Below are 14,786 nucleotides of genomic sequence, written 5' to 3'. Positions count from 1 at the left end.
GTGGTGGCCCATGCCGCCGACCTGACAGACGGCGACGCGGTGGCGGCGCTGGCCTCGTGGCTCGATGAGACCGGCGGCGTCGACGCGCTCGTGCATGTGGCCGGGGGTGCGCGCGGCAGCGATCGCATCGAGGCCGGTGACCCGGAGGACTGGCGCTGGATGTTCGAGGCGAACGTCCTTTCGGCGCAGCGCCTGGTGGCATCCCTTCTTCCGGCTATCCGGCGTGCGGCTGACGTCTCGGGCCACGCCGACCTGCTCTTCGTCACCTCGACAGCTGCGCAGACGGCCTACCCGGGCGGGGGCGGGTACAACGCGGCCAAGGCCGGGGAGTCGATGCTCGTTCACGCGCTGCGTCAGGAGCTGAACGGCGAGCCGTTGCGCGTGATCGAGATCGCCCCGGGCATGGTGCGCACCGAGGAGTTCAGCCTCAACCGTCTCGGTGGCGACCACGACGCGGCCGACAAGCTCTACGAGGGCGTCGAGGCGCCTCTCGTGGCAGACGACGTCGCCGACGTCATCGCCTACGCGCTCGACGCCCCCGGGCATGTGAACCTCGACCTCGTGACGATGCGCCCCGTGGCGCAGTCCGCACAGCACCTGCTCGCGCGCGGGCCGCTGACGACGCGTTGACCCCGCGCCGCCGCGTCCGCGCCCCGGACGGGGGGCACCCCTCGAGCGCCTAGGGTGAGAGCAGTCGAGGAGAGGATCCGGTGTGACGGACGAGCGCGAACGGTTGAGCTGGGACGATTTCGGGGTCGCGACGCGCGACATCTCGCGCGCGATCGTCGCGGACGGGTTCCGTCCGGAGGTGGTCGTCGCCATCGCGCGGGGCGGGCTGCTGCCGGGAGGGGCGATCGCCTACGGCCTCGGTGTGAAGAACTGCGGCGCGCTCAACGTCGAGTTCTACACGGGTGTGGGCACCGTACTCGATGCGCCGGAGGTGCTGCCCCCGGCGCTGGACCTGTCGTACCTCGAGGGACGCCGCGTGCTGCTCGTCGACGACGTCGCCGACAGCGGTCGCACGCTCGACCTCGCCGTCAAACTGCTCGACCGGCATGGTGCCGAAGCGCGGTCCGCCGTGATCTACACCAAGCCGACGACGGTCGTGACGCCCGACTACTCGTGGAAGAACACGACCCTCTGGATCGAGTTCCCCTGGTCGCACCTCGGGTCGGTGCACGAAGAAGACGCGGCGTGACGGCGAAGTCCCTCGCCCAACTCGCCGACGCCGGCCTGATCGACTCCACCTGGGTGGAGCCTCTCGCCCCGGTCGCCGACGACATCGCCGCGCTCGGCGAGCGTCTGCGGCAGGAGGGGAAGCCGTATCTGCCGGCCGGCGAGCTCGTGCTCCGCGCCTTTCGCACGCCGCTGGACGCCGTCCGGGTCCTCATCGTCGGACAAGACCCCTACCCGACGCCGGGTCACCCGATCGGGCTGTCGTTCGCGGTCGACCCGCACGTGCGGCCCCTGCCGCGAAGCCTCGCGAACATCTATCGGGAGCTCTCCGACGATCTCGGGATCTCTCCCGCCCCGCACGGAGACCTCTCGGCGTGGGCGGCCCAGGGGGTCATGTTGCTGAACAGGGTTCTCACGGTGGCGCCGGGGTCGCCGGCATCCCATCGCGGCTGGGGATGGGAACGCGTCACCGAACATGCCATCCGGTGTCTCGTCGAACGGGATGCGCCCCTGGTCGCGGTGCTCTGGGGTCGCGATGCCATCAACCTCACGCCCCTGCTGGGCAGCACCGCCGTCGTCTCGTCGCCGCACCCCTCGCCGCTCTCGGCCAGCCGGGGCTTCTTCGGCTCCAAACCGTTCTCGCAGGTCAACTCCCTGCTGGCGGAGCAGGGCGCGGATGCCGTGGACTGGCGCCTCCCGGCCTGACGGCGTCGTCATGCGGCCCGACGTCGCGGCCCGGTGACACACGCGGGAAACGGGGTCGCCCGTAGAGTTACGACGTGCTGGAAGAGGAGTACGAGAAGAGCCGTCGGCGACCACCCGCGCATCTGCGCCGTGCCCCCGAGCCCGAGCGCCCGTTCTCGTTCGAGATCCGCGCGGCCACGGAGGCCGACATTCCCGACATCCGGGAGATCTACAACTACTACGTGCGCAACTCCGTCGTCACCTTCGACGAGAAGGCGTGGACCATCGCCAAATGGCGTGAGAAGTTCGCCACCCTCCAGAAGTTGAAGCTGCCCTTCCTCGTGGCACAGTCGCCCAGCGGGCAGATCCTCGGCTACGCCCTCGTGCAGCCGTGGCAGTCGAAGTCCGCCTATCGGTACACGGTCGAGAACTCGATCTACCTCGGTCAGGCGGCGGCGGGCAAGGGTCTCGGACGTGCTCTGCTCGAAGCGCTCATCGCCGCCTGCCAGGATCTCGGCATCCGCGAGATGGTCGCCGCGATCAGCGACAAGGGCGCCGACGCATCTATCGCGCTCCACGAGAAGCTCGGCTTCACCGAGGTCGGCCGGATGGGCCGCGTCGGTTTCAAGTTCGGCCGATGGCTCGGCGTTGTCTACCTGCAGAAGAGCATCCCGTCGAAGAAGAAACGGCGGAAGCTCTTCGGCTGACGGCTACCGCCACACAGAGAGGGCGGCACGAATTTTCGTCAGGATGCCGCCGTGCGCGTCTCGGCAGCTCTTCAGCGACCGCGCGGCTGCGGGTGGGCGGCCTGACGCACCTCATCTACGAGCGTGCGCCACGCACCCTCGATCTGCCCGTCGCCCAGTCGCGCCTGGTGCACAGGCGCCCCGCCGTGATGCACCTCGATGCGCCATTGGTAGCGGTCCGCCCCGGCCGTCGGCGGGGGTGCTGCGTCCCAGGGGCAGCTCTCGACGAGTTCTCTCCAGCGCGTCGCGTGGTCGGCATCGGCCTCGGCCCTCCACTGTCTCGAGAGCCCGGCGATGCCGCCCGAACGCACGACGACGATCGTCAGACGCTCGTTTATGTCGGCTTCAGGCTGCGGCATCCTCCACGACGCCGACCCCGGCCCAAGCGGCGCGGACGGCGGCGACCTCCTCCGACTCCTCACCGTACTCCGCAGCGGCCGCCGCCAGGGTGGCGGCCGCGAAGGAGGTGAAGTCGGCGGTGGGGGAGAGGGTGCCCGCGGTGAGCGTGCGGTACCAGATCAGACCCGCGCGTTCCCAGGCCTTGCCGCCCAAAGCGGTGGCGGCGAGGTAGAACGCCCGGTTCGGGATACCCGAGTTGATGTGCACGCCGCCGTTGTCGTCGTCGGTCTCGACGTAGTCGCGCATGTGACCGGGCTGCGGGTCTTTGCCGAGCACGTCGTCGTCGTACGCCGTGCCGGGCGCCTTCATCGATCGCAGGGCCTCGCCCTGGACGTCGGGGGCGAAGATGCCCGCCCCGATGAGCCAGGTCGCCTCATCGGCCTGCTGGCCCAAGTGGTGCTGCTCGGCCAGGGCTCCGAACACGTCGGACAGCGACTCGTTCAGAGCACCGGACTGGCCCTGGTATTCGAGGCCGCCGGCGGCCTCGGTCACCCCGTGGCCGAGTTCGTGCGCGATGACGCTGAGGGAGCGCGTGAATCCGACGAACACCTCACCGTCGCCATCGCCGAAGACCATGCGCTCGCCGTTCCAGAAGGCGTTGTCGTAGTCGTCGCCGAAGTGCACCGTGGCCAGGAGCGAGCCGCCCGCGGCGTCGATCCCGTCGCGCGAGAAGGCGTCCCAGAAGAAGTCGTAGGTCGCACCCAGACCGTCGTAGGCCTCGTCGACGGCGACGTCGCCGCTGGGAGAGTCGTCTTCGCTGCGCACCCGGCGCCCCGGCAGGTTCTCGGTGTTGCCGGCGTCGGAGATGATGCGATCGGGGGCGGGCGCGGTCTCGGCGACCAGCGCGTCGCCGTCGATCGACAGGCGCAGTCGTGTGCGTGTGGGCCGCGGAGGACGCGGCATGGCCAGCGTCTTGCGGGCGGCGGCGGCGGCCCGCGCAAGACGGGGGTCGTCGGTCTGAGCGAGACGGTCGAGCAGGAAGGGGGGAACGATGCCGGCGATCATGCGCCCGAGGCTAGCGCGCACCTCCGACATCGCGGCATCCCTTGCTCTCGACCTGGGGGCGGATTCCCACCCGCACGCGTGGGGGAGGAGCCGCGCCCCACGACGACCGGCGCCCCGGCGGACCCGCCGCAGGCAGAGGGGCGCGTCAGCGGGGCAGAGTCGGGATGGATGCCAGCAGCTGGCGGGTGTACGCGGCCTGCGGCTGCAGCAGGACCTTCTCGGTGGGGCCCTGCTCGACGATGCGGCCGTCCTTCATCACGACGACCTGATCGCAGACGTTCTGGACGACGCCGATGTCGTGCGACACCAGCACGAGGGTCACCTTCTCCTCGACGCGCAGCCGCGCCAGCAGACGCAGGATCTGCGCCCGCACCGTCACGTCGAGCGCCGACAGCGGCTCGTCGCCGACGAGGATGCGCGGCCGGTGCACGATGGCACGGGCGAGTGCGATGCGTTGCCGTTGCCCGCCCGAGAACTCGTGCGGGAAGCGGGCGGCCATGTCGGCCTCGAGTCCGACCTGTTCGAGGACCTCCCGCACGCGTGCGCGGCGATCGCCCTCGATCCCCAGCGCCCACAGGGGTTCGCCGACGATGCGCCCGACGCTCATGCGCGGGTCGAGGGAGGCGTACGGATCCTGGAAGACGACGCCGGTCGTGCGACGGAGCCAGTGCAGCGAACGCGCCGAACCGCGGGCGTCCACCGCGCGTCCCTCGAGGTCGACGGTTCCCGCGGTCGCGACGTCGAGCCCGAGCAGCAGGCGCACGAGCGTGGACTTGCCCGAGCCCGACTCGCCGATGATGCCGACCGCGGAACCCGCGAGCACCGAGAGGTCGACGTCGACGAGACCCGGGGTGCGCTCGGCGCGTCCGAATCCGCGGGTGCGGGGGGTCGGGTAATCGCGGGAGAGTCCGCGCGCCCGAATGATCGTCTCGGTCATGGCGTCCGCCCCGTCTCCGAGGCGCCGGGTTCCGCGGGCGGTGGCGTGGAGTCGTCCACGCCCGCCACGGAGGCATCGATCGCGCCGCTGCTCGGCGCGGTGAGGGCGGGTCCGTCTTGGACGGCCGCCGCCGCGGCATCCGAGACCGATGGATGCGAACGCTCGGGATGCCACAGCGTCGCTGTCGCGTCGCGCAACAGGGCCTGCGTGACCGACGACGACGGCGCGTGCAGCAGGTCGGCGACACCGCCCTGCTCGACCACCCGGCCGTGCTCGAGGACGACAGCGTGGGTGGCGACCTGCGCGAGCACCGCGAGGTCGTGGGTGATGAAGACGAGCGACATGCCGGCATCCTGAACCAGGGTGCGCAGCAGCGCGAGGACACCCGCTTGGATCGTCACGTCGAGCGCGGTGGTCGGCTCGTCGGCGATGAGCAGGCGCGGGCGGCAGGCGAGGGCCATGGCGATCGCGACACGCGGGCGCTGGCCCCCGGACAGCTGGTGCGGGTACCGCGAGACGATGCGCTCGGGCTGGGGCAGCGCGACGCGCTCCGCCTCGGCGACCGCTCTGCGCAGCGCCTCGCGGCGTGAGACGCGTTCGTGGATGCGCACGGACTCGACGATCTGCCGGCCGACCGTGCGGATGGGGTTCAAGGCGGTGCGGGGCTCCTGGAACACCATGCCGATGTCGTCGCCGCGGAGCCGCGCGAGCTCTCGGTCGGGGAGCCCCAGGATCTCGCGCCCGTTCCACCGCACACTCCCGCTCGCCCGCGCCCCATCGGGCAGGAGCCCGAGGATCGCCAGGGCGGTGAGCGACTTGCCCGAGCCGGACTCGCCGATGATGCCCACCCGTGCGCCATCGGGCACGGCGAACGAGACTCCGTCGACGACCGGGCGTCCGCCGATCTCGACGCGCAGGTCGGTCACCTCGAGGCTCACACGACCACCCCCGGCACGTGTAGGCGGGCGGAGGGCGCGCGCTCGGACAGGGTGGGATCGGCGGCCTCGCGCAGGGCGTCGCCCAGCAGGTTCAGCCCCAGCACGGTGACCGTGATGGCCAGGCCCGGCCACACCACCGTCAGCGGGTGCACGGCGATGTACGCCTGCAGATCGCTCAGCAGCACGCCCCACGAGGGCTGAGTGACCGGGGCGCCGAAGCCCAGGTACGACAGCCCCGCCTCGGCGAGCACCGCCACCGCCATGCCCCACGACAGCTGCACGATGAACACCGGTGCGACGTTGGGCAGGAGGTGCCGGGTGAGGTTCTGCCACGTCGTCAGGCCGCTCGCGCGTCCGGCGAGTACGTAGTCGCTGTGCAGGACACGGCGCAGCTCCGGCCGTGTCACGCGGGCGACGTTCACACCGAAGCCGATTCCCACTGCCCAGATGACGACGGCGAGCGAGCCGCCCCACACCGCTGAGATCATCATCGCGATGATGAGCACCGGGAAGGCGATCAGAATGTCGACGAGCACCGCGACGCTCTCGCGGACCCACCGCGCGGTGAGCGAGCCGAGGGCCGCGAGAGCGATTCCGAGTACCGAGGCGACCACCCCCGCACCGACGGCGACCATCACCGTCGTGCGCGCGCCCGCCATCAGCAGGCTCGCGATGTCGCGACCGCTGTTGTCGGTGCCCAGCACATGCGGCCATGACGGGTCGCTCCAGCGCTCCCGCGCATCGACGGCCGCCGGATCGAACGGCGTCCACCCGAGAGACACCACTGCCGTGACGAGCACGAGAAGGACGATGAGGATGCCGAACCGGCCGGTTCCGAGCCCCCAGAGACGTCGCAGGGTGGTCATGCGGCCTCCCGCTGTCGGGGGTCGACGAGACGGTGGATGAGATCGACGAGGAATCCCACGAAGAGGACGAAGCCGGTCAGCGCGAGAAGTTCCCCCTGCACCTTCGGCAGGTCGCGCGAGGCGACGTCGCCGACGAGCATGCGGCCGATGCCCGGAAGGGTGAACAGTTGCTCGATGATCACCGCTCCCACGATGACGCCGGCGATCTGCAGCCCCAGCACGGTGATGACCGAGAGCCCGACGTTGGGGAGACCGTGGCCGAGGAGTGCGCGCGTGCGGGTGAGACCTTTCGCGGCTGCCGTTCGCACGTAGTCCTGGCCGAGTGCCTGGAGCGTGGCACTGCGTACGAAGCGCAGGAGGATGGCGCCCTCGACCACGCCGATGGTCACGGCAGGAAGCACGAGCGCGCGGAAGGCGGCTGCGGGGTCGTCCCACCCGGTCCGGGGGAAGCCCTGCGGCGGCAACCATCCGAGCCACACCGAGAACACCACCACCAGCATGAGACCCGCCCAGACCACCGGTACGGCCGCGAGACCCTGCGCGACGACACTCACCGCCGTGCCGCTCGCGCGGCGACGTCCCAGAGCCGACAGCACGCCGAACGGGATGCCGACGAGCAGCGCGACCGTGAGGGACATGGCCGCGAGCGGAACGGTGACCCGCGCCTTGTCGGCCAGCTCCGCGGCGACCGAGGTGCCCGTGACGAGGGAGGTGCCGAGGTCGCCGCGCAGCAACCCGCCGATCCAATCGCCGTACTGCGACCACAGCGGCACGTCGAGGCCGAGACTCGCGCGCACGGCGGCGATCTGCGCGGGCGTCGCCTCGGCGCCGGCGATGAGTTGCGCGACGTCGCCCGGGAGTACGCGCAGGGAGAGGAAGATCAGCACGCTGGCCACGGCCAGGCCCAGCACGAGCAGGCCCAGCCGTGTCAGCGCGTAGCGGATCACTCCGACGAGACCGTCACACCGGCCAGCGGCAGGCGCACGTTGAGGGAGTTCTGCGGGAAGTTCGCGACGTTCGTGCCCACCGCGGTCAACGGTGTCGAGAGGAACAGCCAGTCGGCCGCATCCTCGTCGCTGACGATTCGGGCGGCCTCGGCCAAGAAGTCGGACGACTGCTGCTCGTCCGTCGTGGCGAGCGCTTGCGCGTAGAGGCCCTGCACCTCGGCGTTGTCGTAACCGAAGTAGTACGACGGATCGGCCCAGTTGCCGAAGTCGCGCGCCTCGACATGGCGGACGAAGCTGAGGTCGTAGTCCTTGTTCGTGTAGACGTCCTGCAACCAGGCGGTGAAGTCGACCTGCTCGACCTGCAGCGTGACGCCCACGTCGGCGAACGATGACACCAGGAACGTGGCGATCGTGCCGGGGTAGACGTTGGGGATGGTCAGCGTCAGGTTCAGGTTCTGTGCGCCGGCCTCGGCGAGCAACTCACGGGCCCGGTCGGGATCGAAGTCGACGGAGCCCGTGAGGTCTTCGAAGCCGGGATCGAGCGGCGGGATGGGGCCGTAGAGGGTGTCGCCGGAGCCGAGGGTCTCGACGAGGGCGTCGTGGTCGATCGCCAGGCGCAGGGCCTCGCGCACCCGTTGGTCGTTCAGAGGAGCCCGCTGGTTGTTGAACGCCAGGGTGCCCTTGTCGGTCGTCAGGCCCGACGCAATCGTGAAGTTCCCGCCGTCTTCGAGCTGGCCCCGCAGCTCGGGGTCGATCTCGAGAGCGACGTCGAGGTCGCCGTTGATGGCGGCGTTGATGGCGGCGCTGTTGTCGGGGATGTAGTCGAGCACGACCTCGGCGACGCCGGCCTTGTCACCCCAGTACCCGTCGTAGCGCGCGAGCGTGAGGCTCTGGCCGGTGTTCCAGCTCGCGACCGTGAACGGTCCGGTGCCGTTGGCGGCCGTTTGGAGGTTCGTCGTGTCGCCGCTGTTGAAGACGAGGCCGACCCGCCCGGTGAGGGTGAAGAGGAAGTCGATGTTGGGTTGTGCGAGAGTCAGCACGACGGTCGAGGCGTCGGGGGCGGCGATCGAGGTCACACCGGCCAGGTCGGAGCTGTCGGCGATGGTCGCATCGTCTTTCGCCGTCTGCAGGGAGGCGACGACGTCGTCGGCGGCGAGCTCGCTGCCGTCGTGGAAGGTCACCCCCTGCCGCAGGGTGAAGGTGTAGGTGAGGCCATCGGCCGACACGTTCCATTCCGTCGCCAGGGCCGGGGTGATGGCGTTGTCGTCGTCGGCGTTGCGCGTCACGAGTCCCTGATAGACGTTGTCGACCAGTGCCTGCTCGAGGGCGGCACCACCGGTGCGGCGGATGTCAAGGTTCGACGGCTCGAGCGACAGGCGCACCGTGAGAGTGGCATCCGGATTCGCCTCGCCCGTCGGGTTCTGCGCGGTGTTCGAACCGGTGCAGGAGGTGAGGAGCAGGGCTCCGATGAGAAGCGCACTCGTGGCGAGGGTGGTGCGGCGCAGCATTGCGGGGTTGTCCTTTCGCAGGCCGAAGGCATCGAGGGTGCTGTGGATGCCGTGCAGGGGTGGGAACAGCCTACTTTCACCCGTATTCCCTCCCCTCCGCGTGTGACGGTGCGCGACGGCTCGTGACCCGGGGGAGGAGGGGCTCCTCGGTCGACCGCTCGCGCTCAGTCGTTCGACAGAGCGTCGGCGAGGAGCGCGGCGAGAGCGCCGGGATCCTCCTCCTGCGCGTTGTGGCCGGTGGGGAGGGTGCGCACCGCGGCGCCGGGGACGCGACGCGTGAATTCCTCGGCATCGGCGGGCGTGACGAAACCGCGCTCGCCGCGAACGAGGGTCATCGGACGCTCCACGTCGGCGATGTCGTCCCACCCCGTGGCCGCCAGCACCGCACGAACCGCGTCGGAGGTCGTCGCGTCGGCGCCCGCGTTCGCGGCAGCGGCCGCGAGGTGGGCGAAGTGGTGCTTCCACTCCACGCGTCCGTCGGGTCGAACGCGCGAGTTGAGGAAGACGCCGCGAGTCGCCGCCTCGCGCGTGCCGCCGAGACCGAAGGAAAGGGCGCGGTCGACGAGCTCGTCGCGCGATGCCCAGTCGGTCGGGCCGGCGAAGAAGGCACGGATCTGCGCGGGGCCCGCGCTGGGATCGACGCCGGGGGTGATGTCGACGATCACGAGCTGCGACACGAGGTCGGGTCGGGATGCCGCGACCGCGGCCGCTGTGAGCCCGCCGAGCGAGTGGCCCACGAGTGTCTGCGGCCGGTCGCTCCAGGCGTCGATCGCCGCCAGGACATCGGGCGCGAGGACGCGGGCGACGTAGGCGGCGTCGTCGCGCCATGACGAGTCGCCGTGGCCGGGCAGATCGAGCGCCAGGGCGGGGACGCCCAGATGCAGCAGCGTCGTGTCCCAGGTGTGAGCGTTGAGTCCGGCGCCGTGCAGCAGCGTCACGCGCGGGGGTGCGTCACCCCACGCCAGGCCGCTGAGGGTACGACCGTCGGAGAGCGTCAGGCGCACACGGTGCACCGTCGGGTCCGCACGTCCGAGGGAGGCGGCCTGCGCGGGCAGGAAGGAGAACTCGTCGAGCTCGGGCATGGCACCCAGCCTGTCACCGCTGTCGACGACGCCGCCACCGCCGTGCCGCGGGGCGTCTTGGCGGCGGTCGTTCGGGCGAGGGGGTGTTCGCGCGGTGTCGAGGCCGTGACCCTCGGCACCCCGACCCGTGCGCGCACGGCGGCCCATAGGCTGTGGCCATGGCCGAGGAACGCGTGCACCTGTCGAAGAAGGCCCCCGAGGCGTACGCGGCGTTGCGGTCGTTCTCGACGACGGTCGGCAGGCTCGCAGCCGACGCCGGGCTCGACGCTCGCCTGCGCGAGATCGTGCAGATCCACGCGTCGCAGCTGAACGGCTGCGCCTTCTGCGTGCGCGTTCACGTCGAGGCGGCCGTGAAAGCCGGACTCGACGCCGATGTGATCGCGCAGATCGCCACGTGGCGCGAGTCGGGCGTCTTCGACGAACGCGAGCGGGCCGCGCTCGAGCTGACCGAGTCCTTCACCTTCATTCACGAGGACGGCATCCCCGATGACGTCTACGATCAGGCCGGCGGCATCCTGAGCGAGCGTGAGTACGTCGCCCTCAGCTGGGTCCTCGTGGCCATCAACGCGTTCAATCGCGTGGCCATCGCCGGCCGCTACCCGGTACCCCCGCGCACGGACGCGCCCGCGAACACGCCTCACGAGCACGACGCATGACGACGTCGTTGGTCTCGGGTGCGACGAACTTCCGCGACGTCGGCGGTCTGCCCGCCGGCGACGGACGCACGCGCGAGGGGGTGCTGTACCGGTCGGGCAACCTCGTCGCCGTCGACGACGCCGGTGTCCGCACGCTCCGTCAGCTCGGCATCCGGCGCGTCATCGATCTGCGCGATGACGCCGAGGTGGCCCACGCTCCGAGCCGACTGGACGATCTCGCCGTCGACGTGCAGCACGAGCCGCTCTTCCTCGGCTCCGTCGCGTCGTTCTTCGCCAACGACGTGAGCCTCGACGCCCTGTACGCCGCGATCGTCGACGATTCCGCCGACCGCGTCGTCGCGGTGGTGCGTGGCATCCTGAGCGCGCAGCCCGTGCTCGTGCACTGCACCGTCGGCAAGGATCGCACGGGCGTCACCGTCGCCATCGCACTCGACGCCGCCGGGGTCGACCGCGAAGCCGTGATCGCCGACTACGCCCGCACAGAGCAACTTCTGCCAGCTGAGCGCAATGCCGCCGTACTGCGGGCCGTCCGTGCCCTGCACCCGCGCGCCGTGCACGCGGAGGCGTTGGCGACGCGGTCCCCGGCCCCGGTCATGCGCACGCTGCTCGAACGCCTCGATCGCGAGTACGGCTCCCCGGCCGGATACCTGCGCGCGAACGGTGTGACCGACGACGAACTGCGCCGACTGCGAGATCTGCTGGTCGTCTGACCTGTCGCGCCCGCCGCGCCCCGGGATCGGCAGCGGGATCGCATGATGCGCGGTGGATGTCCTGCGTCGGCGGACGATCCGCGGCCACGGCTCGTGCCCGGCGACCACCTCGACGTCGAGATACAGGGCGCGAACTCAGGTTAGGCAACCCTTCGCCGGGGGTATAGTGGATGCCATCATGACCACGTCCATCGAGCACAACGCCGCCGCTTGCCGGGCTTCGCGGCACACGCGCGTGCAGCATCTCGTGACGGCCGACGAGACCTCTCTCGTCGAGCTCGAGACGCTGTTGGCCACGCTGCCCATCTGCTCGACCGGACGCGTGTTCATCGAGGTCCCCGACGAGTCGTGGATGGGTTCCGTCGCCGCCCCGGCGCGCATGACGCTGACCTGGCTCGACCGCTCCCGCCGTGCCGGCGCACCCGGCACCGGCCGCGGCTGCGCTCCCGGAGAGGCGCTCGCGCGCGCCGTCTCGGGGTGGGCCGGCGAGATGCTCTGCGCAGACGACGACGCGACCCGCGTGGTGCTGCTGGGCGGCTACCTCGGCACAGCCGAGATCGTCGACGACCTGATCAGCCGCCACGGCGTCGACGCCCTGGCCATCCACACTCCCGAGCGCTTCGGTCTCGCGACCGCGCGCTGACGTCGGCGCGCTCCGGCGTCCGCCCGCTCTGCCTGAGCCTCGCGCTGTATCCGCTTTCGCGGACGACCGCTCACGACGCCCGAAGGTGATCTGACCGGGCGAGGACGCCGAGGCGGCACGACCGTGCTTCGCCTACGGACGTCGTCTCGTCACGAGCCGCCCCGGCGCTGGTCGAGGCCCGCGCGTCAGCTGCCCCGCGGCACGTAATTGCCCTCGATCAGGCCCGCCTCGATCTCGAAGCGGTTGCGCAGCGGATCACGCCCGGCGAGTGCGTAGAGCACCGGCATGAGGAATCCGTAGCGGCGCCATTGGCGTCGGTGCACGGCCTCGTGTCCGAGCACCGTGTCGGTCGGACGATCGTCGCCGGTCAGGAAGCAGGCGCCCACGCAGACGCCGCCGCGGGGGAACGCCCACGACGGAAGCCCCCGGAACACCCACAGACCCGCCCGCTTCTCGATGCGGCCGGTGCTCCACACGGATCCCCAGGTCCACCCGACGGCGCAGCCGTACCAGTAGCCGATCCGGCTGACGGGTGTGTCGAGCAGCACGGCCGGGATGAAGCGGTCGAACCGTCGTCCGCGAGCGACCGCGCGGTCGGCGCGCTCGCGCCACCCAGCCGGAGGTCGGGGGATCGGGCTCACGCGAGGGCTCCCACGAGACGCAGGATCGTGCCCAGGTCCTCGACGGCGGCCGCCGGCGACGACGGCGAGAATTCCGTCAGCGTCGCGCCGGCGAGGGGGAGTCGTTCCCGCAGTCGTCGGATGGATGCCACGACGTCGACGGTGCGGGCGCCGAAGGGCTCGGGCAGGGCGACGCCCGCCATTTCGGCGGGGTCGAGCACGTCGAGGTCGACATGGACGTACACGCGGGTCGCTCCGGTCGCGACCACGGCGTCGGCCAGCACATCGGGGTCGGCCATTTCGTCCGGGGCGACGACACGCACGTTGTGATGCTCGATGAAGCGCTGCTCTTCGGCATCCAATGACCGTGTGCCCGCGAGTACGAGGCGCGCGGGAGGGATGCCGGGCTCGAGGCGCAGGAGACTCTCGCCCTCTCCGGTGATCGCGCGCAGCACCATGCCGTGGAAGGCGCCGCTGGGGGAGGTCTCGGGGGTGTTGAGGTCGGCGTGCGCGTCGATCCACACCACGGCGAGATCGTCTCCGGCGATAGGCGTGAGCGAGCCCAGGGCGACTCCGCAGTCGCCGCCGACGACGATCGCGGGCTCGTCGGACCCGCGGACGGCGTCTTCGATGCGCTCGCGCATGCGCACCAGCGCGCTGAGGCGGTGTACCCCCGTCCCCTGGGCGTCGCCGGCCTCGGTGGGCACGTCGAGCACTGTGGTCGAGCTGCGCGGCAGGTCTCCGGCGATCGCCTCGGCGCCGTCGATGAGCTGCATGGCACGTGACGACGACGACCCCTGCCATTGCGGGGCGACGATGAATCGGGTCACGGGTGCTCCTCGCCGCAAGACGTGAGTGCGCCGCCCGGGCGAGCGGGCGGTGCACTCACGAGCATGTCAGACCTGGTCGGGGCTGGGTGCGTCGATTGCGGCACGCTGAGGTCCGCCGACCTTGAGGGCGGCCAGTCGCGCCTCGACCTCGGTGAGCTCGCCCACGTCGTCGAGCGCGTTGAACTGGGCGTCGATGCTGGAGGCGGCGAGCTCCTGCTTGCCCGCTGCCAGGGCCTCTTCGCGCCGGATCTTGTCTTCGAAGCGGCCGAGTTCGCTGGTGGGGTCGAGCACGTCGATGGACTTGACGGCGTCGTGCACCTTGTTCTGCGCCTCGGCGACCTTGGCCCGAGCGGTGAGCTCGTTGCGCTTGGCGCGGAGCTGCTCGAGCTTGCCCTTCATGCCGTTCAGGCCGTCTTTGAGCTTGTCGACGACCTCGGTCTGCGCCGCGATGGTGGGAGCGGCCGACTTCGCCTCGCCCTCGGCCGAGATCTGCCGCTGCAGGGCGATCTTGGCGAGGTTGTCGAACTTGTCGGCTTCGCCGGCGTTGCCGGAGGCGCGAAGCTCGTCACCCTTGCGGCTGGCGGCGAGGGCCTTGTTGCCCCACTCCGCCGCGGCCTGCATGTCTTCCTGGTGGTCGCGCTCGAGCAGGCGGAGGTTGCCGATCGTCTCTGCGATCGCCGACTCGGCGTCGGCGATCGAGTTCGAGTAATCGCGGACGAGCTGGTCGAGCATCTTCTGAGGGTCCTCGGCCTGGTCGAGGAGCGAATTGATGTTCGCGCGGACGAGGGTCGAGATGCGACCGAAGATGGACTGCTTGGCCATGCGGGGTGTTCCTTCCTGAGGGCGACGATGTCGAGTCTGGTGTCGGATGCTACGAATTCTCTGTGATCGGGCGGGGTGCCCGCGAGGGGTGGACTAGCGGCGTCTGCCGCTCCCCCCGCCGGCTCGGCTGCGTCCCCCGCCCGAGAAGCCGCCGCCCCCACCGGCACGGCTGCGTCCCCCGCCGGAGAAGCCTCCGCCGAAGCCGCCGGTGCGTGAG

17 protein-coding genes and 1 pseudogene are annotated in these 14,786 nt (G+C 70.8%); 7 read left to right on the top strand and 11 right to left on the bottom strand.

The window, feature by feature from the left end; translation table 11 throughout:
- The 4 genes from RWP81_RS07495 to RWP81_RS07480 all read left to right on the top strand — a co-directional run.
- Positions 1-630, top strand: a 630-nt coding sequence (locus RWP81_RS07495; protein WP_314454289.1) for an SDR family NAD(P)-dependent oxidoreductase, incomplete at its 5' end; no start/stop codon positions are given.
- 82 nt (positions 631-712) lie between these two features.
- Positions 713-1,198, top strand: coding sequence for a phosphoribosyltransferase (locus RWP81_RS07490; protein ID WP_314454286.1), 486 nt, complete (start codon positions 713-715; stop codon positions 1,196-1,198).
- Positions 1,195-1,881, top strand: a complete 687-nt coding sequence (locus RWP81_RS07485) for a uracil-DNA glycosylase (RefSeq protein ID WP_314454284.1) — start codon at positions 1,195-1,197, stop codon at positions 1,879-1,881. Before RWP81_RS07490 ends, RWP81_RS07485 begins: the two co-directional genes overlap by 4 nt.
- A 74-nt stretch (positions 1,882-1,955) precedes the next feature.
- On the top strand, positions 1,956-2,567 hold the full coding sequence (locus RWP81_RS07480; protein ID WP_314454281.1) for a GNAT family N-acetyltransferase: 612 nt from the start codon (positions 1,956-1,958) through the stop codon (positions 2,565-2,567).
- 71 nt (positions 2,568-2,638) lie between these two features.
- Here RWP81_RS07480 and RWP81_RS07475 read toward each other — a convergent pair whose 3' ends face one another.
- The 8 genes and pseudogenes from RWP81_RS07475 to RWP81_RS07440 all read right to left on the bottom strand — a co-directional run bounded on the left by RWP81_RS07475 (position 2,639) and on the right by RWP81_RS07440 (position 10,288).
- The gene (locus RWP81_RS07475) at positions 2,639-2,965 is read right to left on the bottom strand and encodes a protealysin inhibitor emfourin (protein WP_314454278.1); all 327 of its coding nucleotides are present in this window, start codon (positions 2,963-2,965) and stop codon (positions 2,639-2,641) included.
- The gene (locus RWP81_RS07470) at positions 2,952-4,010 is read right to left on the bottom strand and encodes a M4 family metallopeptidase (protein WP_314454275.1); all 1,059 of its coding nucleotides are present in this window, start codon (positions 4,008-4,010) and stop codon (positions 2,952-2,954) included. Before RWP81_RS07470 ends, RWP81_RS07475 begins: the two co-directional genes overlap by 14 nt.
- 145 nt (positions 4,011-4,155) lie before the next feature.
- Positions 4,156-4,947: an ATP-binding cassette domain-containing protein gene (locus RWP81_RS07465; RefSeq protein ID WP_314454272.1), complete on the bottom strand. Its 792-nt coding sequence runs from the start codon at positions 4,945-4,947 to the stop codon at positions 4,156-4,158.
- 164 nt (positions 4,948-5,111) lie between these two features.
- Positions 5,112-5,885: pseudogene (locus RWP81_RS07460) on the bottom strand (ATP-binding cassette domain-containing protein); the annotation flags it as partial.
- Positions 5,882-6,751 (bottom strand): ABC transporter permease, encoded by an 870-nt coding sequence (locus RWP81_RS07455; protein WP_314454269.1) that lies wholly within the window; start codon positions 6,749-6,751, stop codon positions 5,882-5,884. The pseudogene RWP81_RS07460 and the gene RWP81_RS07455, both read right to left, overlap by 4 nt.
- Positions 6,748-7,698 (bottom strand): ABC transporter permease, encoded by a 951-nt coding sequence (locus RWP81_RS07450; protein WP_314454266.1) that lies wholly within the window; start codon positions 7,696-7,698, stop codon positions 6,748-6,750. Before RWP81_RS07450 ends, RWP81_RS07455 begins: the two co-directional genes overlap by 4 nt.
- Complete coding sequence (locus RWP81_RS07445) at positions 7,695-9,206, bottom strand: ABC transporter substrate-binding protein (protein ID WP_314454263.1); 1,512 nt, start codon at positions 9,204-9,206, stop codon at positions 7,695-7,697. The genes RWP81_RS07450 and RWP81_RS07445 overlap by 4 nt, the downstream gene beginning before the upstream one ends.
- Positions 9,207-9,370: 164 nt before the next feature.
- Entirely contained in the window at positions 9,371-10,288 is a 918-nt protein-coding gene (locus tag RWP81_RS07440; protein WP_314454260.1) for an alpha/beta hydrolase, read from the bottom strand.
- A 158-nt stretch (positions 10,289-10,446) separates the two neighbouring features.
- On the opposite strand from RWP81_RS07440, the gene RWP81_RS07435 reads away from it, so the two are divergent.
- The 3 genes from RWP81_RS07435 to RWP81_RS07425 all read left to right on the top strand — a co-directional run bounded on the left by RWP81_RS07435 (position 10,447) and on the right by RWP81_RS07425 (position 12,297).
- Positions 10,447-10,944 carry a carboxymuconolactone decarboxylase family protein gene (locus RWP81_RS07435; protein ID WP_314454258.1) on the top strand — a complete coding sequence of 166 codons (498 nt, stop codon included), beginning with the start codon at positions 10,447-10,449 and terminating at the stop codon, positions 10,942-10,944.
- The gene (locus RWP81_RS07430; protein WP_314454256.1) at positions 10,941-11,654 is read left to right on the top strand and encodes a tyrosine-protein phosphatase; all 714 of its coding nucleotides are present in this window, start codon (positions 10,941-10,943) and stop codon (positions 11,652-11,654) included. The genes RWP81_RS07435 and RWP81_RS07430 overlap by 4 nt, the downstream gene beginning before the upstream one ends.
- Positions 11,655-11,832: 178 nt before the next feature.
- Positions 11,833-12,297 carry an SIP domain-containing protein gene (locus RWP81_RS07425; protein WP_314454254.1) on the top strand — a complete coding sequence of 155 codons (465 nt, stop codon included), beginning with the start codon at positions 11,833-11,835 and terminating at the stop codon, positions 12,295-12,297.
- 185 nt (positions 12,298-12,482) lie between these two features.
- Here RWP81_RS07425 and RWP81_RS07420 read toward each other — a convergent pair whose 3' ends face one another.
- From RWP81_RS07420 to RWP81_RS07410, 3 genes are all read right to left on the bottom strand, one after another.
- Positions 12,483-12,938, bottom strand: a complete 456-nt coding sequence (locus RWP81_RS07420; RefSeq protein WP_314454251.1) for a Fe-S oxidoreductase — start codon at positions 12,936-12,938, stop codon at positions 12,483-12,485.
- Positions 12,935-13,747, bottom strand: coding sequence for an arginase family protein (locus RWP81_RS07415; RefSeq protein WP_314454247.1), 813 nt, complete (start codon positions 13,745-13,747; stop codon positions 12,935-12,937). The genes RWP81_RS07420 and RWP81_RS07415 overlap by 4 nt, the downstream gene beginning before the upstream one ends.
- A gap of 66 nt (positions 13,748-13,813) precedes the next feature.
- Entirely contained in the window at positions 13,814-14,569 is a 756-nt protein-coding gene (locus RWP81_RS07410) for a PspA/IM30 family protein (protein WP_055958222.1), read from the bottom strand.
- Between the last annotated feature and the right edge of the window lie 217 nt (positions 14,570-14,786).

The sequence above is a fragment of the uncultured Microbacterium sp. genome, assembly GCF_963521695.1.
GTDB lineage: Bacteria > Actinomycetota > Actinomycetes > Actinomycetales > Microbacteriaceae > Microbacterium.
Note: the sequence above shows the minus strand (reverse complement) of the source record. Positions and strands in the feature narration are given on the sequence as shown.